At 44.3% G+C, this 21,319-nt stretch carries 15 protein-coding genes and 1 tRNA gene; 13 read left to right on the forward strand and 3 right to left on the reverse strand.

All coding sequences use genetic code 11. The features are described from left to right. Positions 1-69 precede the first annotated feature (69 nt). The 7 genes from AC3RV5_RS04255 (at position 70) to AC3RV5_RS04285 (ending at position 12,442) form a co-directional block, all read left to right on the forward strand. Positions 70-2,250 carry a multiheme c-type cytochrome gene (locus AC3RV5_RS04255; protein ID WP_489730728.1) on the forward strand — a complete coding sequence of 727 codons (2,181 nt, stop codon included), beginning with the start codon at positions 70-72 and terminating at the stop codon, positions 2,248-2,250. 388 nt (positions 2,251-2,638) lie between these two features. After that, positions 2,639-4,108, forward strand: a complete 1,470-nt coding sequence (locus tag AC3RV5_RS04260; protein ID WP_489730729.1) for a family 16 glycosylhydrolase — start codon at positions 2,639-2,641, stop codon at positions 4,106-4,108. 33 nt (positions 4,109-4,141) lie between these two features. After that, the gene (locus AC3RV5_RS04265; RefSeq protein WP_489730730.1) at positions 4,142-5,701 is read left to right on the forward strand and encodes a sulfatase-like hydrolase/transferase; all 1,560 of its coding nucleotides are present in this window, start codon (positions 4,142-4,144) and stop codon (positions 5,699-5,701) included. 87 nt (positions 5,702-5,788) lie between these two features. Continuing rightward, the gene (locus AC3RV5_RS04270) at positions 5,789-7,249 is read left to right on the forward strand and encodes a sulfatase-like hydrolase/transferase (protein ID WP_489730731.1); all 1,461 of its coding nucleotides are present in this window, start codon (positions 5,789-5,791) and stop codon (positions 7,247-7,249) included. Between the two features lie 36 nt (positions 7,250-7,285). Beyond that, a complete protein-coding gene (locus tag AC3RV5_RS04275) occupies positions 7,286-9,199 on the forward strand; it encodes a CRTAC1 family protein (protein ID WP_489730732.1) in 1,914 nt (637 codons plus the stop codon). Positions 9,200-9,258: 59 nt separating this feature from the next. Then, positions 9,259-11,241, forward strand: coding sequence for a glycoside hydrolase family 127 protein (locus tag AC3RV5_RS04280; protein ID WP_489730733.1), 1,983 nt, complete (start codon positions 9,259-9,261; stop codon positions 11,239-11,241). Between the two features lie 169 nt (positions 11,242-11,410). Then, positions 11,411-12,442, forward strand: coding sequence for a family 16 glycosylhydrolase (locus AC3RV5_RS04285; RefSeq protein ID WP_489730734.1), 1,032 nt, complete (start codon positions 11,411-11,413; stop codon positions 12,440-12,442). Between the two features lie 89 nt (positions 12,443-12,531). Here AC3RV5_RS04285 and cdd read toward each other — a convergent pair whose 3' ends face one another. Beyond that, entirely contained in the window at positions 12,532-12,939 is a 408-nt protein-coding gene (gene cdd, locus AC3RV5_RS04290; RefSeq protein ID WP_489730735.1) for a cytidine deaminase, read from the reverse strand. Positions 12,940-13,142: 203 nt separating this feature from the next. On the opposite strand from cdd, the gene nlpI reads away from it, so the two are divergent. The 6 genes from nlpI to AC3RV5_RS04320 all read left to right on the forward strand — a co-directional run bounded on the left by nlpI (position 13,143) and on the right by AC3RV5_RS04320 (position 19,411). Further along, positions 13,143-14,036, forward strand: a complete 894-nt coding sequence (nlpI, locus tag AC3RV5_RS04295) for a lipoprotein NlpI (RefSeq protein WP_489730736.1) — start codon at positions 13,143-13,145, stop codon at positions 14,034-14,036. A gap of 23 nt (positions 14,037-14,059) precedes the next feature. Beyond that, a complete protein-coding gene (locus tag AC3RV5_RS04300) occupies positions 14,060-15,409 on the forward strand; it encodes a tetratricopeptide repeat protein (protein ID WP_489730737.1) in 1,350 nt (449 codons plus the stop codon). A gap of 98 nt (positions 15,410-15,507) precedes the next feature. After that, entirely contained in the window at positions 15,508-16,566 is a 1,059-nt protein-coding gene (gene nadA, locus AC3RV5_RS04305) for a quinolinate synthase NadA (protein ID WP_489730738.1), read from the forward strand. Between the two features lie 119 nt (positions 16,567-16,685). Then, entirely contained in the window at positions 16,686-17,273 is a 588-nt protein-coding gene (locus AC3RV5_RS04310; RefSeq protein WP_489730739.1) for a beta-phosphoglucomutase family hydrolase, read from the forward strand. Positions 17,274-17,492: 219 nt separating this feature from the next. Continuing rightward, a tRNA-Ser gene (locus AC3RV5_RS04315) sits at positions 17,493-17,582 on the forward strand. Between the two features lie 800 nt (positions 17,583-18,382). Continuing rightward, the gene (locus AC3RV5_RS04320) at positions 18,383-19,411 is read left to right on the forward strand and encodes an IS110 family RNA-guided transposase (RefSeq protein ID WP_489728928.1); all 1,029 of its coding nucleotides are present in this window, start codon (positions 18,383-18,385) and stop codon (positions 19,409-19,411) included. A gap of 394 nt (positions 19,412-19,805) precedes the next feature. On the opposite strand, the gene AC3RV5_RS04325 is transcribed toward AC3RV5_RS04320, so the two are convergent. Together AC3RV5_RS04325 and AC3RV5_RS04330 are read right to left on the reverse strand one after the other, a co-directional pair. Further along, positions 19,806-20,192, reverse strand: coding sequence for a TSUP family transporter (locus AC3RV5_RS04325; protein ID WP_489730740.1), 387 nt, complete (start codon positions 20,190-20,192; stop codon positions 19,806-19,808). Between the two features lie 15 nt (positions 20,193-20,207). Further along, complete coding sequence (locus AC3RV5_RS04330) at positions 20,208-21,131, reverse strand: LysR family transcriptional regulator (protein ID WP_489730741.1); 924 nt, start codon at positions 21,129-21,131, stop codon at positions 20,208-20,210. Positions 21,132-21,319: the final 188 nt, after the last annotated feature.

Here is a 21,319-nt window from a genome sequence, read left to right on the forward strand (position 1 = left end):
ATGTTAAACATGTGTCAGCATGACGTTGGAATTGCCTATTTTGTCTTGTTTTAATTGTGACTCTTGCTTATGAAACTGGCTTGTTTACTCAAAATAATGGCATTGGTGGTGGTGTTTACTGCTGCTGATGTCATGGCTGAAGAGCCACAGTTTGTTGGCTCTGAAACCTGCCATTCGTGCCATAAAAGTGAATTTTCTGCTTGGCAACAATCTGATCATTTTAAATCAATGCAGCTCCCGAGCGAAGAAACCGTACTCGGTGATTTTAATAATGTAGAACTTGAATTTCATGGCATCACCAGCCGTTTTTTCAGACAAGACAATCAATACAAAGTCAGCACCACCAATATCCAAGGTGAAAAACAAACCTTTGCTGTGAGCTATACCTTTGGTTATTCGCCCCTGCAACAATATTTACTTGATATTGGTGAGGGCAAATTACAAGCCTTTAATATCGCCTGGGACAGCAGAACAACAGAGCAGGGCGGCCAGCGCTGGTTTCATTTACAGCCCACAGAAAATATCAGTCCTAAACATCCTTTTTTCTGGCAACGTCATTTTCAAAACTGGAATGGCCGCTGCGCTGATTGTCATTCAACTAATCTACAAAAAAATTATGCTGTGGCAAACAATAGTTTCGACACCACCTTTAGCGAAATCAATGTGGCCTGTGAAAGCTGCCATGGTGCTGGTAGTCAGCATGTTGAATTAGCCAAAAGCGCAACTTTAAAAGCTGGCATATCTGGATTTAGTCAGCCATTAACTCTCTTAAATCACTGGACTTTCAAAGCCGGTAAAACCATTGCAGAGTCGACCGGCCAGCCTTTTAATGCAGAAATTGATATGTGTGGTAAGTGCCATGCGTTGCGAACGCCAATCGCAAAAGAAGAAGAGCATGCTGGCTTCTTTGCTAAAAACCGCATTGAGTGGGTCAGGCCGCCGTTTTATAACGACAATGGATTGATTAAAGAAGAAGTCTTTGTATTAGGTTCTTTTTTACAAAGTAAAATGTATCAGGCTGGAGTGACTTGCTCGAACTGCCATAATGCCCACACCGGCAAGGTTAAAACACAAGGCAATGGTTTGTGTCTGCAATGCCATCAAAGTTCTACTTATAATGTGCCAGAGCATCATCAGCATGTTCAAGATTCAGCTGGGGCGATGTGTATCAATTGTCATATGCCCGACGAAATATATATGGGAGTTGATGCCAGGCGAGACCACAGTTTTTCGATCCCCAATTTTGACTTTGATAACCAGGCGACGGAACCAAAGGCCTGTTTATCATGCCATGACAAAGACGATAAGACATGGCGTACATCAGTGAATGAAAGTTGGGATACGCCAGCTCACAATGTCTTAACGGAACTTCATCATAAAATTACGCTAGGGGCACCTGATGCCGTCATGGCCGTTGAGCATTATATTCAGGATAAGCAGCAGACTAGTATCCGTAAAGGCACTTTATTAGCCGAGTTAGGGAATACACCCAGTCAGCAAAGTGTGGAGCTGAGTATCCAGCAGTTATCTAATCCTGATCCACTTATAAGACGTGCAGCGGTGGAAACTTTAGAGGTATTGCGGCCGGCTGATCGCTGGCAGGTATTGAAAACCAGTTTGGCTGAAAATAATCCAGTGGTCAGATTTGCTATGGCGCAAGTACTGGTGGAAGCACTACCTACACTGTCTGATGCTGACGCTAAGCTCATAACAGACTTAATTAAAGAATACCGTTACATGTTAAACCTCAGTGCTGAATCGCCGGTGATTCAACTAGGAATAGCAAACCTCGAGTTTAATTTGGGTAATCTGACCCAGGCTGAAAAGGCCTATTTGCAGGCGGTAAAAATAGAGCCAAGTTATATACCCGTACTGATCCAAACTGCCGAATTTTATCGAACAACGCAACAGGATAAAGAAGGCCAGACGTATCTGCAGCAAGCCTTAGCGATAGAACCGGATAACGCGCAAGCTAACCATGCCTATGGCTTATTTTTAATCAGGCAAAAACGTTACCACGACGCCCTGGAATATTTGCGAAAAGCTACTGACAGCAACGAAGCACAACCTAACTATGCCTACGTCTATGCCGTGGCATTAGATAATCAGAAGCAAACTTTCAAGGCTATCGACGTATTAGTCAAAGCCGAGAAAGAATGGCCGACAAATACCGACTTGGTATCGGTGCTAGTTGCATACTTAAACAAGGTCGGTAAAAGCGCAGAAGCACAAAAGTATCTGCATCAATAATACTATAATACTCACAAGACACCCTGTACGCCTAAGCCCTGACCCATTATATTAAGTTAAGCAATCGCTTTTTTTGCATCAATTTTTCAAAATTAAGCGCTAATAAAAATTAGCGTTAATCATCAAACCTGCATTCTTTGGCGCGCAAAAAATCTTCAAAGGATTAACTGATAGGTATTGCATGTGCAAACATCATATGTTTATATATCGCTATTGATTTAACAATAATGCACATATTTATAACAACGCGCTTATTGCATAGGTGCATAGGCACTTGTAGTCAAATGGCATAACAGATGACTCATTACTGACCCACAAAGATAGCGTCAATTTTGCATCATCAACCATCTAAAGATAATTGCACGGTGTTGATAAAGGATATCTGTTCATGAAACTACGTTTTGTTAAAAGTGCTTTTTGTTTGTTGATTGCGCAAACGCTGGTCGCCTGTAATAGCGACGGTGCCAATGAACCTCAATCAGCGGCCGCAAATACAATTAAATCCCCATCTGTGATCCTGCCGGTTTCTGAACTGAACAATGACGCCGGCTGGATACTAAACGAAGTAGTCAGTGATGAGTTTAACGGTGATAAAATTGATCAAACCAAATGGTTTGTGCAAGGTGAAAACGCTGAATATTATATTTGGAAAGGTCGTGCACCTTCTCAATTTGCCCCACACAACGTGATTGTCGAAGACGGCCTTTTGAAATTGCGCTCGCAGTGGGAGCCTGACTTCAATTTTGCACCAGAAAACTATGCTGATGGTTCTGTTGATGCAGGTTATGGCGTTCACGAGGGCAAACCTTTCCCGGTGACTACTGCTGCAATCGTGAGTAATAAACGCTTTTTAAACGGCTATATGGAAGTGCGATCCAAGGCGATAAATGCGGCGATGACAAGTGCATTTTGGGCGATTGGATACCAATCTGAAATCGATGTTTACGAACAAATGGGCAAACCTAAAATTAAAGGTAATATCCGCCAAGACTACGTTAAATCAACTATTCATGACTGGCGCCCGCCAGCTAAACGCCCTACCTGGGCATTTACCCATAGTGAAACCTATCCATTTCCTGTGGCGGATGAATTTCATGTGTATGCAGCGGAGTGGGGCGAAGACTACTTCAAATTGTTTACTGACGGAAAAGAAATTTATTCAGTCACTCAAACGGATTTAGGTGATAAATGGGTGCTCACCAATCCAATGGAAATCTGGCTGGATTCCGAGATATTCCATTGGTTAGGTTTACCTGATAAAGAAGAATTACCCGGTGACTTTGTGGTGGATTATGTCCGAGTTTGGCAGAAACCACAGGCGAATCTCTTGCAGCGTCAGTTCTTCGGATTTGAGGGGCCCATCCTCTTTGAAGAAAACCCCAAGCCTTCTATGTTGGTACCTGAAAGCTCTGAGAACAATGACTATCAGAAGTTCTGGCAAATTGATGAGGGATCAGCAAAACATGCCAGCATAGTGTATGAGCAGTTTAATAAAGGTAAAAGAAGTTTAAAAATCAACGCTCAAAGTGGCAATCCAAGCCAGATTATCAGTGTTACCGCTCCTGACGGCGCCATTCAAATCCCTTCAGGTGATTTTGATGTGTCTTTTTCTGTTTGGTTAGTCCCCGAGTCTACTCTGACAAAAGTGAGTTTATTACTTTCTGATAATAATGAAAAACTGGCGTTTGATTTAACGAAAGTGACCAAAGGTAAGTGGGTAACATTAAGTCAACAAATATCCAGAAATCGGCCATCAACACCTAGCGATAATTTAGTTGTTTTACTTAACACTAAAGATATCACCTCAGGACAAAGTAGCCTCTATATTGATGATATTGAGATTAAGAAAACCAAGTAACCATTTCGAACAGCGAAACAGGCAGGCAATCAGATGAAACAAACACTATTAGCGGCTGGCGTAATCTCAATGTTGTTCGGGGGAGGGGCTTATGCAGGTTCCACGACAAAGACACCAACTAACAAGTTGGAAACAAAAATGACCCAGCCCAATGTATTGATTTTAATGTTTGACGATATGCGTTTTGATACGTTTTCGTATCGTGATGGTCCTGTTCCAACACCTAATATCGATGCGCTAGCCGCCCAGGGCACGCGTTTTGACAATGCCATGACCTCTACCGGATTGTGCTCACCATCACGGGCGGCATTATTTACCGGTCGCTGGGGGCATAAAACCGGGTTAGACGACAATGTAGGTTTGTATCATTCACGTGTCTCTGAATTATCCTTGTCTGAAGGCGGAGTTATTAAGCGCGCTGATGAAGCTGGTTACGAAGTCGGTTATGTGGGCAAGTGGCATTTAGGCTCTCAGGGTCCTGCCTTACGTGGCGCGGACTTTATGTGGGGACATGAACATGCTAATCCGCGCCACGCGAGACAGTGGGCACCATACGAAATGAAAAAAACCATGGAGAACTACAATCAAGGTGGACGCGATGCCAATGGCGAAAAACATGAATATTACGAAACGCTACCGGGCACCTATGAAACATCTCATACCGCTGACAATGCGCGTATGGGCAAAAAAATGCTTACGGAATTTGCCGCTAAGCAGCAGCCATTTTTCAGTGTCATCAGTTTTGAGCAACCTCATCCGCCTTATCGCGTGCCAGAACCTTACGCCAGTATGTTTGATCCTAAAACCTTGGCCTTACCCAAAAATCACCTGACGAAACGTCAGTTCAAACCTATGTCACAGGATGATATCTGGTGGCCATGGCACGATGTTGAGCATATGACCGACGAAGATTGGTTGAAGTCGCGCGCGTTTTATTACGGTGCCATTGCAATGATTGACCATGCCATTGGCGAGATAATCCAAACCACCAAAGAACTCGGTGTGTACGATGACTTGCGCATTATTGTAGTAGGTGACCAAGGCAGTATGTTAGGTGAGCACAGTCTTTATGACAAAGGGCCTTATGCTTATGACGAGTTAATGCGTATGCCACTTATTATCCGCAATCCAGAGGTAGAGCCGCGTATTGTTACTAAACAAGTATCCATGCTCGACATCGCGCCGACATTGAGTGATTGGATGGGGCTTAAACCAGACGGTGATGTAGATGGTAGAAACCTGAATAATTTAATGGAAAAAGGCGATATAGCTGACCAAGGCCGTATTGATACAGCCTTATATGCCTATGAATGGTACAACGGCGGCTGGTTTGGCATACGAGCCATTCGTACGCCTGAAATGAAGTTTGTCTGGAATCCAGGTGATAGCCGCGACGAATTGTATGATTTAAAAACTGATCCAGTGGAAATCTATAATCTTATTAAAGATCCTAAGTACCAGGCAGATTTGCAAAAAATGATCGCCTTGTTGGATGGTGAATTAGAGCGGACATCTGACCCATCAATAGTGAAATTCAGGCAGCAAATGACACCCTATAGTTCAGGAAAAGATGGCACCTATAAAGTGCACTAGCGATGACGTTCACACGACCTATTAAGAACATTGAGAATTAGCGAATTGCGTTCACACAACCTATTCAGAACATTGAGAATTTACGATATGACTTACAAAAAATATTCCTTAGCTGCCATGATGGCGGGCTTGATTGGCCTTAGTTTTGGCAGTTTAGCCGAACCCACTAAACAGCCCAACATATTGTTCGTACTGGCCGATGATCTTGGTTACAACGACGTGGGATTTAATGGTTCAAAAGACATAATCACGCCCAATTTGGATGCACTTGCGGCAAATGGCATGACGTTTTCTGAGGCGTATGTCGCACATCCCTTTTGCGGCCCCAGCAGAGCGGCGATAATGACAGGCCGCTACCCACATAAAACGGGTAGCCAATTTAATTTACCGACCCGGGGCTCCAATGTTGGGGTGCCTACCAGCGAAACGTTTATTGCTCAAACCATGCAGGACGCCGGTTATTTTACCGGTGCGATTGGCAAGTGGCACTTGGGTGATGCACCACAGTACCATCCCAATAAACGTGGTTTTGAGGAGTATTACGGCTTTTTAGGTGGTGGTCACAACTATTTTCCTGAAGAGTTTGAAAAAGCCTATAACGACAGAGTTAAGCAGGGGGTGACCAATATATTTGAATATTTAACCCCATTGGAACACAACGGCAAACCTGTGCGTGAAACCGAATATATTACGGACGCTTTATCCAGAGAAGCCTCGACATTTGTGACCAAAGCGGCTGAAAAAAAGCAACCGTTCTTCCTTTATTTAGCCTACAACGCACCGCATGTGCCTTTGCAAGCCAAAGCTGAAGATATGGCCCACTTTGCTGATATTAAAGATAAAAAACGCAGAACCTACGCAGGCATGGTTTACGCCGTTGACCGGGGGATTGGCAACATTGTTGAAACGCTCAAAAAGAACAACCAACTGGAGAATACGCTTATCGTGTTTATGAGCGATAACGGTGGAAAACTAGGCAGTGGCGCTAACAATTACCCATTAAAAGAAGGCAAAGGCAGTGTTTACGAAGGTGGTTTTCGTTCACCCATGTTAATGCATTGGCCACAACACATACCCCAAGGTAAGCAGTTTGAGCATCCAGTATTAGCCATTGATTTATACCCTACGTTTGCGTCTTTAGGTGGTGCAGCTGTTCCTGCGGAGCGTAAATTAGACGGTAAGGATATTTGGTCTGATGTGATTAAGGGCAAAAACCCACATCAAGATGAATTGATCTACGTATTGCGCCATCGTGATGGTCTGAGTGATGCGGCAGTGCGCCGCAATGAATGGAAGGCCGTTAAATCTGGCACAAAGCCATGGCAGCTATTTAATATCGAAAAAGACATTTCTGAGCAGCATGACTTAAGTGCTTCTAATACCTTACGCTTAAATGACATGGTGCTGGAAATGGAAAAGTGGAGTTGGGACAACGTGCAACCTTTGTGGTTTCACAGCTCAGAAGAAGGGGCCAAATGGCGCTTAAAAGGCATGCCGAGATTTGATGAAACGTTTAAGGCGGCTGATTCGGCAAGTGAAGGTGAGTAAGTACTGCTTTCATTATTAAAACTCAGAGGACAGACCATGTTTTACAGTCATCACTTATTGAAAGAGGGAGCCGTTATTTTATTAACGTTGGCAGTCTGTGGTTGCCAAAACGCTACGTCTTCATCCAATGCTAATTTTCAAAAGGAACAGGCGCCATCCACCTGGTTTAGTGAAAATCATAGTGATATTTCACTTGAAAATATGGATCGCAGAAAATGGGATAATCCGGTTATTGCCGATTTGGATCAAGATGGTTATGACGATCTTTTGCTAACTGATCATGGTTATAGCGTCAAACTGTACTGGAATAACGCCGGCATATTTTCTAAAGGATACGATTTAATCGTGGGTGATAACCATGGTATAGGCGTTGCTGATTTTAATGATGATGGGGATATGGACATTCTTATTTCCCGTGGCGGGGGCTCCGGCTCCAATGCCCGTAATGCAAAAATGTTTCATATTAGTAAAAGCCGCCAAATCACCCAAGGCAGTGAATTTAATCCACCTTTAATGAATGTCCGTGGCCGAACCAGCAAATTTTTTGACGGTGATAATGACGGCGACCTTGATTTGATACTGATGGGCTTCCCACTAAAAGATGGCGACCCTAAAGGCGAGAATTACCTTTACGAAAATGATGGTAAGGGTAATTTAACCTTGTCTGGGCGTTTACCTAAGACCAATCGTGACGGTCAAAAGGTACTCGTTACTGATTTTAATAATGATTTTATCAAGGATCTGCTTATCTACGGCGATGGCAGAGTCATGGCTCTAGCTGGGCAGGGAAAGTTGCAATTTAATGATGTCACCGATGCTATTTTTGCCAAGAACATTGTTGATGTTACTGCGATCGCTGAAATTGACTACGATAATGATGGTGACTTTGATTTGTATTTTGCCCGGAGTAAGGAATTGAAGGCAGGTGACAGCTATTTTGATCCTGCTACATCGACCTTTGCTTTTTATACCAAACGCGGTGATTTTAAATTTGATGATCTGCTTATCGGCGATGTATTTAAAATGGAAAATTATCAGGCAAGTTATCCACACCAGGATATTTTTATTGGTGAAGGGGCCTATTTGTATGAATACCCCGGAGAGCATCACGGCGGTCAGGATATAAAGTTGGTTAGTAGCCTTGCACTGGGTTGGCCAGATAAGTTGGAAAATAAAGGTTTGTATATTGGCTATATTGGCAATGATACTTGGCGTATTGCTGGCAATACCAATCCCCCCACAACGGGTGTGATCCACAATGTTAAAGCCTATAAAACAGCTGACTTAAGCAGGGGCCCCCAAGATCTGTTGCTTGAAAATCAACAGGGGCACTTTGTTGATGTGACCGCAAAAGCCAAACTTGAATTCAAACTACATGATGCCGGCGTAGCAGTAGGTGACTATGACAATAACGGTTTTCAAGATTTATTTGTAATAAGACGGGGAGACATGTCTAAAACCAATACTCAGTTGTTATTTTTGAATAACGGGCTGGGTGAATTTGAACAAGTTGAAGACCATGGGATCACCTCTGCAGAACTTGGCGCACAGGGCGGGGCAGCGGATGCCTTCGATTATGATTTGGATGGAAATCTCGACCTTATTTATGCAAACGAGCGGGGTAAATGGCACCTGTTTAAAAACCAGGGTAAGGCGAGTATTGAAACTTCAGCTCGGTCGAATCACTTCGTCAAATTTAAAATTGGCCGTTCGCCCAACTTAAAAGCCAGTGCACTTGGCGCCATTGTTAGCGTAACTGCGTGTAAGCAAACTCAAGTCCAACGAGTAGGGACAACGGCAGCGCCTTATACTCAATCATTTAGCAAAATGCTGCATTTTGGCCTGGGTAATTGTGACGCGGCAACACAAGTTACCGTGCGTTGGCCAAATGCGGAAACACTTTCAAAAACCACAATTTTAACTGACGCGATTAATACTATCGGTAGCTAAGCACAGCACGATTAAGCCGGCAGTTGAGGTGACATCAGACGATTATGAGGAAACATTAAATGAAGATTAACCATACCCACAACAAAGCCATCAACGCTAACTCAGCAAGCCCATTTGTTAAGTTTAGAAGCATAAATATCGGTGATTGCCGCTGGACAGAAGGTTTTTGGGCTGACAAATTCAAACAAGCAGAGCAAATTATGGTGCCGCATATGGGAGCGCTGCTTAAAGGGGATATTGGTCATGCTTACAATAACTTCAAAGTGGCTGCGGGTCTTATGCAAGGCACAGCTAAAGGCATGTTGTGGCACGATGGTGATTTTTATAAATGGATGGAAGCCTCTATCTATGTTTATGCCATTAACAAGGACGCTAAAATCCTGACGGAAATGGATGAAATCATCAACGTTATCAGCAAAACCATGCTCGATGATGGTTATATCCATACTCATAATCAAATACTCAAAAAACCACGTTATACAAAAGTAGCTGATCACGAACTGTATAACAGTGGTCACCTCATTACCGGGGGGGTGATCCATCATCGCGTGACTGGCCAAAAAAATTGGTTAGATTTGGCCATTAAACATGCTGATTATCTTTATAGCGTGTTTGAACCACGTGCAGAGAAACACGCTCGTTTTGGTTTTAACCCTTCACAGATCATGGCATTAGTTGAGTTATACCGTGAAACCCAAAATAAAAAATATCTGGAGCTGGCAGATATTTTTGTGACTATGCGTGGTTCGGTACCGATGGGCCTGCATGACAGCGTGGATTACTGGTTTACCGGCGATCAATGCCAAATGAAAACCCCTTTACGTGAAGAGACCGAAGCGGTAGGTCATGCCGTAACTGGCATGTATTTATATTCAGGTGCAGCAGATGTGTATGCTGAAACCGGCGAAAAAGCCATAATCGACGCGTTGCAACGGATCTGGTCTAGTGCAACCGAACGAAAAATGTATGTCACTGGAGCGTTTGGGCAGTGCCACCATGGGGCTTACGATGATCAGAATATGATCCATGAAGGTTTTATCGACGATTATTTAATGCCTAATTCAACGGCTTATAATGAAACTTGCGCCAACATTTCCAATGCCATGTTTAACTGGCGTTTACTGGGTATTACTGGTGATGCAAAACATGCTGATGTGATTGAACTGGTATTGCATAACAGTGCCATGGTCGGTATCAGTACTGATGGCGATAAATATTTCTATGCTAATCCATTGCGCATGAATTATGGTCAACGGGATTATTCAGATCACTGTGATTGTACTGAATCTCCTGATCGTGAAGCCTATATCGAATGTTTTTGTTGCCCACCCAATCTAGTACGCACCATTGCGCAAGTTTCTGCCTGGGCTTATAGCCTGTCAGATAAGGGAGTGGCGGTGAATTTGTTTGGCTCTAATGTGTTAGAAACCAACTTGTTAGATGGTAGCGCAATAAAGTTAAGCCAAAGTACTGAATACCCTTGGAAGGGGTTGGTAAGATTGACGGTTGATGAATGCAAAGCTAGCGCCTTTGACATTCAAGTTCGGATCCCTGGTTGGGCTAATGGTGCAACCATGTCGGTCAATGGTCAGGCGAGTGATGTGGTTCTTGTACCAGGAACCTATGCTGTCATCGAGCGTAATTGGCAAGTTGGAGATGTTATCACCATAGAGTTGCCAATGGATGTGAAATTGGTAGAAGGCCACCCGCGTATTGAAGAAGTGCGCAACCAGGTCGCGATTAAACGTGGCCCAATCGTATACTGTGTTGAGTCTCCTGACCTGCCCGAAAATACCGGTATTTTAGATGTCTATATTGAAGGTGATAGTGAATGGGTCCCTGAACATCACACTGATTTTTTAGGTGGCATGACGGTGCTCAGTGGCAATGTATTGCTGCGAGCCGACAAAGAAAACGGCATGTATCGCACCATTAAAAAACCACAATGGAAAAACCATAAAACTAACGTTGTACCTTATTATGCCTGGAGTAACCGCGGCACCGCAGAAATGACCGTATTTATGCCGGTTGTTTGGAAATAAAATCCGTAGTTTTTTTGTTAGCGCGTCACAGACAGTGATGCGCTTAACTATATCCGCTGACAAACAATCGTATACTGTCTAAAACACCTCCTGAGTCAGGATAATTGTCACTCCATTTGATGGCACGGGCAAAGAAAACGGCTAAGTAAATTATAAGGGTAATAAAAATATGTACAAATCACGTTCTATTTTTAATCTGTTCAAAACAACTTCAGTCGTCATTAACGTAAGCTGCGTACTGATAGCAGTTAGTGTTAGTGCCGCTGAAATCCCAGTACCAAAACAAACAGCATTTGCACCCTTTTCAGATCCTGACAATAAAGGGCAATGGCTATATAACGACGCAGTAAGCGATGAGTTTGATGGGGCGCAAATAGACGAAAACAAATGGTATATTGTTGGTAAGTTTGAAGACGGTAAGCCCGTTTATAAACACCCGGATAAACCAGATAAAAAAGTGTGGAAGGGGCGAGCACCCTCGCAATTTTCTGGTCGAAATTATAGATTAGAGGAAGGTAAATTGGTGTTAGAAACGCGTTGGGAGCCTGACTTTCCTTTTACTGATGAGATAAGGGTACCTGTGTTTGGCGAGGCCTTACCCCATGAAAATATCACCACAGCTTGTTTTATTGGGCGTAAAGAATTCACCTATGGTTATATCGAAATAAAGAGCAAGGCCGCAGATGCCGAAGTTACCAGCGCTTTTTGGTCAATGGGCCAGGGATTCGAGTTCGACTTTTTTGAGCAATTTGGCGATCACCGAGATCTTAAAAAATTGGATTTAGACTCCGAGCTTTGGTGGTCTATTCGCGATTGGAACCCGAAAATTAAAGGGGCAGGCAAGCCCGTTTATACAGAACATAAAGATCTGGGTTTTCGTGTGGCTGATGATTTTCACATCTATGGTGTTGAATGGGATGCAACGGGGGTGAAATATTACGTAGATGGCAAATTGCTTTCGAGTGTGACCGCCGAGCAAGTTACTCAGTGGGCAAAAGCAAACCGTGATGTTCCAGCTGACTATAACGGCTATGTTGCCAATAAACCGTTGAGCCTATGGTTAGATCAAGAAACCTTCCCTTGGCATGGTGTACCCGACAGCCTTGAAGACTTGGAATTAAACAGCCCGGATGGTCACAAAGAAGATGGCGTGGTTGATTTTGCCATAGAATACGTGCGGGTTTGGCAAAAACCTGAGTGATCTCTCAAAATTTTATTGATCCATAGACCGAACCACGAATGTGGATCGGTCTGATTGATAAAACCTATGAATATTCGGCCGCGCCGCAATTATCTCTGTTCTAATTCAAACGCCAAGGGCAGGATGTCCGCCATGGTAACGGTTTTAATTTTGCCATCATTGGTGGCCATGTGGATCAGGGTTTGCTGGTCGGCAAATTCAAAAATACGCTGACGACAGCCACCACATGGCGTACAAAAATGACCATTAGGGCTGGCGATTAATATTTCGCGCACTTTCGATGCACCCGCTGCCACCATAGCGGCAATGGCATTACCCTCTGCACATTGCCCTAACGGATAGGCAACATTTTCGACGTTACAGCCGCTGTAGGTATTGCCGTCATCGGCTAGCAGGGCCGATCCGACTTTATAATTGGAGTAGGGAGCATAGGCGTTTGCCCCAATGGCGACAGCCGCCTCGAGTAGCGTAAGTGGATTTGATTGTTGCTTGCTCAAAATGATACCGAATATTTTTTAATTAGCCTGTTAGTGTGCATCATTTTTACCTGTTGATACAGTAGATTGCGATTTTCGCCGTGGTGGCTACTTTACTTTTAAACCCAAATACGCCACTCTGAGGCCTTATTTTTGGTATCTATTCGGCTGACGTTCTTGTATTTTTCTTTAGCCCCAACTTAGGTCAGGCACCGTACATTCTTATGCAAAGTAATATCGTTTTTATCCTGTTATTCGGTCTGTTATTAGGCGGCTGTGCAGCGAACAATGAAGGGCAGCAAGAACAGGCCCAAATGAGCAATTTGTTACTCGCCGAACCCGCACCTATGAGTGTTAGATCGCAAATGGCGATTGCCCGTTATAATCAAATTCTTGAACAGGCCCCCCTCAAAGATCAAGAGCGAGCGGAGCTGTTGCATCAACGTGGCATGTTATACGACAGTGTTGGGCTCACGGGTTTAGCGCAGTATGATTTTGATCAGGCAATACGGCTCAAACCTGATATGGCAGAAGCCTACAATTCCCTTGGTGTACATTACACCCAGCAAATGAATTTCATTCAGGCTTATGAAGCTTTTGATGCCACCTTGGACATCAATCCAGACTATGAATTTGCCTTCCTTAATCGGGGGATCGCCCTGTATTACGGCGGACGTCCGGATTTAGCGGTACAGGATTTTGACGCCTTTTATAGTAAAGATGAAGCCGATCCTTATCGTGCTTTGTGGACCTTTATCGCCCAGAGCGAGGTCGACGCCAAAAAAGCAACGGAAGAATTAACCCGCGCCAGAAACGTGTTGGATGAAGACAACTGGGCCACCAACTTGGTGGATCTCTATCTAGGCAAGATTAACGAACAAGGCTTGCTCAATGCCCTGATCCAGGGCGTAACCAGCCAGCAGGAGTTGACGGACAGATTATGTGAAGCCTATTTTTATCTGGGTAAATATAATTCTGCTAAAGGAAACCGTGGTGTGGCATCTAATTATTTCAAACTGGCGTTAAGCACCAATGTGTTTGAATATGTTGAACACAGATACGCCCGGTTGGAATTAACCTTGTTGCGAGATAGCGCGATAGATGAAAGACAAGAATAACTCCCGCGGTTTTTTACCATTCTGTGAGTAAGCTTGGGCTGGTGTGGTTGGCCATACTGTTTTTGTCTGCCTTGCCTGCCAGCGACAGCACCCGTTATTTACCTTTTCTTTATGCTCAAGCTCAACTTAGCCCTCAGTCCTTTACTTATCTGCGCCTTGCCGCTGAGTTAGGCCAGACCCGGGCATTAACTCAATTAAGCCAACTCGCACAGGAAAAACAGGATCTCTATTGGCTGGAATACGCCGCCAAACAAGGTGACGCCCAGGCGCAATACGCCTTTTCCCAAGCCACACCCCATACAACGTTATTTATCCACTATTTGACCCAAGCGGCCTATCAAGGGCACAGTCTGGCCCAACTTGCCTTGTATCAACATTGGTCAGAGCAAAATGAACCCGCCAAAGCCATGATCTGGTTACGTACCGCTGCCGAACGGGACGGGCCTAGTGCCGTGCTTTTAGCACGGGAATTATCCGTGCAAGGCAAAAATGATCAGGTGCGACAAGCCTTGTTTCAGGGGGCTAAGCTGGGCGATGAGCAGGCCAGCAGGTATGTGCAGTTGCAACTGGCGCCTGACCTCGCAGGCGTGCCAGCAGCGGATAGCCCAAGGACAGGTGTTGAGCGACGCGCCTGCTCCCAGCGTTTACAGTTTCTGGCGACCTCGTTACATTCCCTTATTCAGGCCGAGCAGTTTGTGACGCGCTTTGCCACAGATAGCCGGTTGCAAACCCTGCCAATTTGCCTTAATCCGGTTATCTGGCTACAACCACACCAGCTAAGTTGTCAGGCGGATTGGCAGGGCAGTGGGCGACTGGGTTGCAATATAGCCGATGTGAGTGAGTACTTAAAAAATACTGATTTTAGTCATGTGGTGGTATTTGCCGATGAAGGCAAAGCCAATGTACATAACGGTTTTATGTTTCTTGATAGCCAAGATGATTATCAAGTGTTTGTGCACGAACTAGCCCATTTTGCAGGTTTTATCGATGAGTACCCATTAAGCCCTCAGCTGGCCAATTTGACCTGTGAAAGCCTGCAAGCACCTAATTTACGTGTTGCCCGGACAAACACACAACCAAATGCAGCCTACTGGCAAAAACTGAAAGCCGATGTGCGATTAAGCAAAGCCAGAACCTGCGACAATCATCTATACCAGGCCTATAAACCCACTTCTGATGTCACCTTTATGGAATTTTATGATTTTAATAATATTCCGGATATTTATTTGGCCGCCTGGCGCCAAAGTTTGGCGGCACCTGGGCAACTCACACCCGCTTTTATCAACTTTGCCCAGGTACTTGAAGGCCGCCACGAGTGGCAGCAGGCCAAGTATTGGCGCAACAGGTATCAGCGATATTTAGACAGTAACTAAGTTAAGGTCTTTGGATCTAACAGGATGTGTGATCTTTGCGATCACGTCCGGTATAATGGCTAGACGTTTTAGATGTTTGTGGTAACCAGTTAAGCAATATGAGCCAGGCACTTTCTATCGGTACGGTTGACTATCCGTTCCCGGCAAAGCCACTACCCTTAAGCGCTGCCCAGCAGCAAGATTATGTGGACAAAATCAAACAGCTTTTGATTGAAAAAAATGCAACTTTAGTGTCGCATTATTATACCGATCCTGAGATCCAGGCGCTAACGGAACAGACCGGCGGCTGCATCTCCGATTCCCTTGAAATGGCCCGTTTTGGCCGGGACTGCGATGCGCAGACATTGATCGTGGCAGGCGTGCGTTTCATGGGTGAAACCGCCAAGATCTTAAGCCCGGATAAAACGGTGTTGATGCCCACGCTCGAAGCCACCTGTTCGTTGGACATTGGTTGTCCGGAAAAAGCCTTCTCGGATTTCTGTGATGCCCACCCGGACCATACCGTAGTGGTATATGCCAATACATCGGCAGCGGTGAAAGCCCGGGCCGATTGGGTGGTAACCTCCAGTATTGCCCTGGAAATTGTGGAGCACTTAGATTCACTGGGCGAAAAAATTATCTGGGCACCGGATCGCCACTTAGGCGCCTACATAGCCAAACAAACCGGCGCCGAGATGTTGATGTGGCAAGGCGAGTGCATAGTACACGACGAGTTTTCCGCCAAAGCCCTCAAAGATATGAAACATTTGTACCCAGATGCTGCCGTACTGGTGCACCCTGAATCCCCAGCCAGTGTTGTGGCCTTAGCGGATGCGGTGGGCTCAACCACGCAACTGATCAATGCTTCTCGTTCGCTGCCTAATCAGACGTTTATAGTGGCCACAGATCGCGGTATTTTTTATAAGATGCAACAACTTGAGCCAAACAAGACCTTTTTAGAGGCACCCACAGCCGGTAACGGCGCAACCTGTAAAAGTTGTGCTCATTGCCCTTGGATGGCCATGAATGGATTGCAGGCAGTGTACCAGGCCCTGGTCGACAGCAAGGGCCATGAAATTTTTGTAGAAGATGAACTACGCAAAAAAGCGTTAGTGCCTTTGGACAGAATGCTGAATTTTTCTAAAGAATTGAAAATGAAAGTGACCGGTAACGCCTAGTTAGTCTTTTTTTGTGTTTATTGAACCAAGTAAAAAGCCAGCCATGCTGGTTTTTTCATTTTTAGCCCTCATTAACACTCTAGCGTTTTTCAGATACCCCCCCCATTTAGGAGCAAATAATGCCAGATTTAAGCCGCTACAAAGGGATCGTTTTCGACATGGACGGCACCTTAATTGATTCAATGGGCTCACATGCCGCTGCTTGGCAACAAACCTGCGAATTTTTCGACATTCCCTATAACGCAGAATATATACATGCCTTGGGTGGCGTACCCACCAGAGAAATCGCCAAGTTACTGAACGAAAAACATGGTTTTAATCACGATCTAGATGCAGTCGCCGAGAAAAAACGCCAGGCCTGGCTAGCCCTCGACGATAATCTGACAGTCATCGAAGATACCTTTCGGGTGATGCAGCGTTATGAAGGTGTGCTTAAGATGGGCATCGGTACAGGCTCAGAGCGGGATAACGCCATACGTATGTTAACTGAAACCGGGTTGCTGGCAAGAGTCGAAACTGTGGTCACCGCATCAGATGTGACCCACGGCAAGCCCCACGGCGAAACGTTTTTAACCGTAGCGAAAAACATGGGCTTAACGGCTGACGAATGTGTGGTATTTGAAGACACCGAAGTCGGCAAACAGGCAGCCCAAGCCGCAGGTATGGATTGCATCATGGTGATTAACGGGTCTATTCAGTTACCCTAAGCGGCGACTTTTGCCTTGCTGGTGTTTGAAAAACCAGCTAACAGCAAAAGCGATTAGGCGAGGTTGAGTGATAAGTAGCCAATATGGGGTTTATTGGTTTTTCCGCTTGCTTACAGGCGCATATTTCCCTAACATACGCGCCTGCTAAAATGCTTGCCTATAAACAAGCATTAAGTGAGAGAATATCGAAATGTGAATATTTTCACACTTCTCAAAATTGGAGAGATGGCTGAGTGGCTTAAGGCGCACGCCTGGAAAGTGTGTTTAGGGTTAAACCTAACGAGAGTTCGAATCTCTCTCTCTCCGCCAAATAAAAAAAGCCCCGCTGTTTTTCAGCGGGGCTTTTTTGTTTGCCTAGCGAAGCTGGCAAACCCAACAGGCTGAAAGAAGCCTTGATTTTCATCCCTGAATCACGCGGAACCGAGTCATTCTGTTTTAATCTGCGGTGCGATGGGAGCAATGAGTCGAGCGAAAGCAAAACCACGGCTGCGCTGTTTCAAAAAAATGCCAGAGATACACTCCGCAAAAAATTTCATCTAGCCGACTTTATATTCCTAGTTATTTTCCACAGATACTTATATTACGTGCTCTGTGGAGGCATTATTGTTATGTTGGCTGTCTTTATAATTCCTAATTCCTTTATAATTCCTTGATAAACTGATTTTCATCGATACTAAAGCCACACCTTGACTAAAATGGTAATCGCGATAAATCCAATTATCGCTTTTTGAAAGGTTCGATAAAAATTGTCGCTTATTATGACAGCATATTTCCTGCCTATTAAGGATGCTGGGATCGCTCCGCAAACCGAACTTATTATAATCCCGAGGTAAGGAGTAAAGTCAAAACCATGAATGATATAAAAGTTTATTTTCAATACTTCTAACACAAGAAAGCTGGTTGCAAGGGTTGCTGTTAGCTGCATATTCGTTAATTTTGTTCTTAAGACCGCTGATTGGAATAGTCCCCCAAACCCAAAAATAGTAGATAAAAATGAATGCGTTACACCTATCCACACGTATGGGTGATGAGATGGACACTCCCTAATACGGCGTCAATGCGCCAAAATAGTAGTGTTAAGCAGACTATTTACATAAGGAGTGTCCACCATGAAGTTTAAAACAATTAGTATCGATTTAGCAAAAAATGTCTTTCAGGCATGTGGCGTGAATGAGCACATAAAGCCGCAGTTTAATAAGAAGTTGAAACGCCATGAGTTACTTGATTTTATGCGCCAGCAATCGCCGACTGTGGTGGTAATGGAAGCCTGTTATTCATCACATTATTGGGGCAGAGAGTTAAGCAAACTCGGTCATGATGTGAAGCTTATCCCAGCGCAGCATGTCACGCCTTTTGTACGTGGAAATAAGAATGACCACAATGATGCCTTTGCCATAGCGGAAGCCAGTCAACGGGCACATATTCGGTTTGTGCCGGTTAAATCAGAGTATCAACAAGAAGTGATGTGTTTACATCGCATTCGAGAGCGCCTGATTAAAAACAAAACGGCGTTGAGCAATCAAATTCGTGGGCTGTTGAGTGAATTTGGTGTGGTATTTCCTTGTGGTCATGCGGCACTACTCGTTGGGTTGGAAAGCGTCATCGATAACCCGCAATACAGTGTCAGGTTGCAACAGATCATGGCAGATATGCTCAATGAGTACAGCGCCATACTCAAACGCGTAAAAAACATTGAACAGCAACTACGTGGTTTTGTGGATAACAGCAAAAGCGGCCAAATCTTACTCAGCATACCGGGTATAGGGATCATCAATGCTTCGGCTTTTCTAGCCGCCATCGACAAAGGCCAGGCGTTCAACAGCCCCAAAGAATTCGCTGTATGGTTAGGGCTCACGCCCAAACAACATGCATCAGGTAATGTGAGCAAGATGGGCGGTATCACCAAACGTGGCGACCGCTACTTACGTAAACAGCTGGTGCATGGTGCCAGAGCACTGGTTAGCCGAGCCGCTAAAAGTAACGACCCCTTATCGGTATGGGCGATGAAACTTCGGGTCAGTAAACCGTTTAACCAAGTGGCGGTGGCCGTTGCACACCGTCTTGCTCGGCTTATGTGGATACTGCTTACTCGTCAAGAACACTATCAAGCCATGCCGAATACACAAGTTAGCGCATGATATGACACAGTTGACGTTATCCCTGTCGAACTCAAATCCGTCCGAGACAAAGGTACAAAGCCTGTATGGGTGTTGTGGAAGGTTAGACACGGGATAACACTTTTTTACCCAACCAGCTTAGTCGACACATGATGAAGAAAACGGTCTACCCTACCTCATCAAAGCCAGACTAAGGCACGGATATAACAATCCGCATGAGTGAATAAAAAGGCGATAAGGTACGGAGTTCATCAGAGGCCTGGAATAATAAACCTATTCCTATTAAGAGCCTGAATATATGTCAGAACTAAGCCACTTTTAGACTTAACTTCACACGATTAGGCGAGCTGGAACAAGAAAACAAACAAGACTTCATGCTGCTGCGCAGCATGAACAGAGCACGGCTGTGTTGACATCACGGGAGTGTCCATATATGTCTCAAACGGCTGAATTTGGTCCCTATGGGTGTGAATAACGTTATAGTGACTAAAGCGACCAAGCCAGTACCAATTACTTTTTCCGGCAAAGACACAAAGAAAAATGTTCCACAAGCAACGCCAAAAATGCAGCCCAATCCGAATGGATAAAAAATTGGTTTATGCAGACTCGCTCGAAAAATAAATGCTCTAACGACATCAATGCTCGCTAAAATAGCAGCGAGAACTGGAATCAATATATTGATTGGCAGGAATATTGATAGAACGCCTATAATAATAAAGCCTCCGCCCACTCCGACCAGGGAGCCCATCAAGGTGGCTAGAAAGCTGCCTAATAGCAACAATAGGTAATGCTCGATCAGCACGTTATGCTTACCATTCTAGATTTCGCTTTTAGCGTTTTTCAAAGCCAAATTTTTAATCTGATCTACAAATGCGCTCATTGATGTGGAGAAGTTTGAATTCTCTCTCCAGATTAAATAAATCGGCCAACGTATTTTTTGAATTTTTACATTTAACTGTTCAAATTGACTCAAGTCGCGCTCAAAACACTTTGAGTTATAGGGGATTGCGGCGATGTACATCCCTTCTTCAAGCAGTTTAAAGGTAATCTGCCGGTTCGACAGTATTAACACATTAGTAGGCATATCTGTTTTTGAGCTTTTAAAGGCGGCTCTTAGTTTTTGGTAGGGTAAGCCACCCGCGCCAGGAAATAACCAATTGAATTCTCTTAACTCTGTCAGCGTAGGGTTTTTCAAATTGAGTGCTGGGTGATCCTTGCTGGCAATAAACATAACCTCCACTTCTAAGAGTTTTTCGTAACTTATTCCTAAGTTCGGCTCATTTTCGTCAATAACGGTGATAAGTAAATCGTAATCGCCATTTAACAGTGACTGTATTTTATATTCAGGTTTACCTTCTAGCATGCCCGCTAACTCAATATTGACGTTAGGAAACTCTTTTCTGAACAAATTGATCGCCTGAGGTATTAATTTGGGTACTAAAAGAGGCGATGCGTTGAATTTCACCACACTTTTCAAATGGTTTCTTAGTAGTTGGATTTCTTCGTTAGCGCGGCTTAATTCCGTTTTCGCGACTTTCGCTCTGAGCAGCAATATCTCGCCGTACTGATTCAACTGTAATCGATTACTTGTTCGCTCAAATAAGCGAACGCCGAGCTCATCTTCAAGATTGTTAATACTTTTTGTTATTGCTGGTTGGCTGACACAAAGCAAATCTGCAGCGCCTGCAACGCCAAGACCCTCCGCGATAGCAATGAATGCGTCTAGTTGATGTGTTTTCATCCCTGAGTTACCTACTGACTATGCGTATTTAATTGCGCACAGACATCATTAAATAATTTGTTATCATCAGATTAACATAACCAAAAGTTAATTTAACATCAATTTATATCAATCTTAATTATTTTTTCTTCAGGTACCATGTAAATCAAACAGCATTAACTTGTTAATAAATTTTACTTGAGGACACG

Source organism: Paraglaciecola sp. IT1134 (assembly GCF_058068185.1).

What these genes read in the sequence shown, in the direction of transcription:
- nlpI (WP_489730736.1), top strand. Translation starts at nt 13,143, where the DNA reads ATGCAAAGTAATATCGTTTTTATCCTGTTATTCGGTCTGTTATTAGGC.
- AC3RV5_RS04280 (WP_489730733.1), top strand. Translation starts at nt 9,259, where the DNA reads ATGAAGATTAACCATACCCACAACAAAGCCATCAACGCTAACTCAGCA.
- AC3RV5_RS04320 (WP_489728928.1), top strand. Translation starts at nt 18,383, where the DNA reads ATGAAGTTTAAAACAATTAGTATCGATTTAGCAAAAAATGTCTTTCAG.
- AC3RV5_RS04275 (WP_489730732.1), top strand. Translation starts at nt 7,286, where the DNA reads ATGTTTTACAGTCATCACTTATTGAAAGAGGGAGCCGTTATTTTATTA.
- AC3RV5_RS04260 (WP_489730729.1), top strand. Translation starts at nt 2,639, where the DNA reads ATGAAACTACGTTTTGTTAAAAGTGCTTTTTGTTTGTTGATTGCGCAA.
- AC3RV5_RS04255 (WP_489730728.1), top strand. Translation starts at nt 70, where the DNA reads ATGAAACTGGCTTGTTTACTCAAAATAATGGCATTGGTGGTGGTGTTT.
- AC3RV5_RS04310 (WP_489730739.1), top strand. Translation starts at nt 16,686, where the DNA reads ATGCCAGATTTAAGCCGCTACAAAGGGATCGTTTTCGACATGGACGGC.
- AC3RV5_RS04270 (WP_489730731.1), top strand. Translation starts at nt 5,789, where the DNA reads ATGACTTACAAAAAATATTCCTTAGCTGCCATGATGGCGGGCTTGATT.
- AC3RV5_RS04265 (WP_489730730.1), top strand. Translation starts at nt 4,142, where the DNA reads ATGAAACAAACACTATTAGCGGCTGGCGTAATCTCAATGTTGTTCGGG.
- nadA (WP_489730738.1), top strand. Translation starts at nt 15,508, where the DNA reads ATGAGCCAGGCACTTTCTATCGGTACGGTTGACTATCCGTTCCCGGCA.
- AC3RV5_RS04330 (WP_489730741.1), bottom strand. Translation starts at nt 21,131, where the DNA reads ATGAAAACACATCAACTAGACGCATTCATTGCTATCGCGGAGGGTCTT.
- AC3RV5_RS04285 (WP_489730734.1), top strand. Translation starts at nt 11,411, where the DNA reads ATGTACAAATCACGTTCTATTTTTAATCTGTTCAAAACAACTTCAGTC.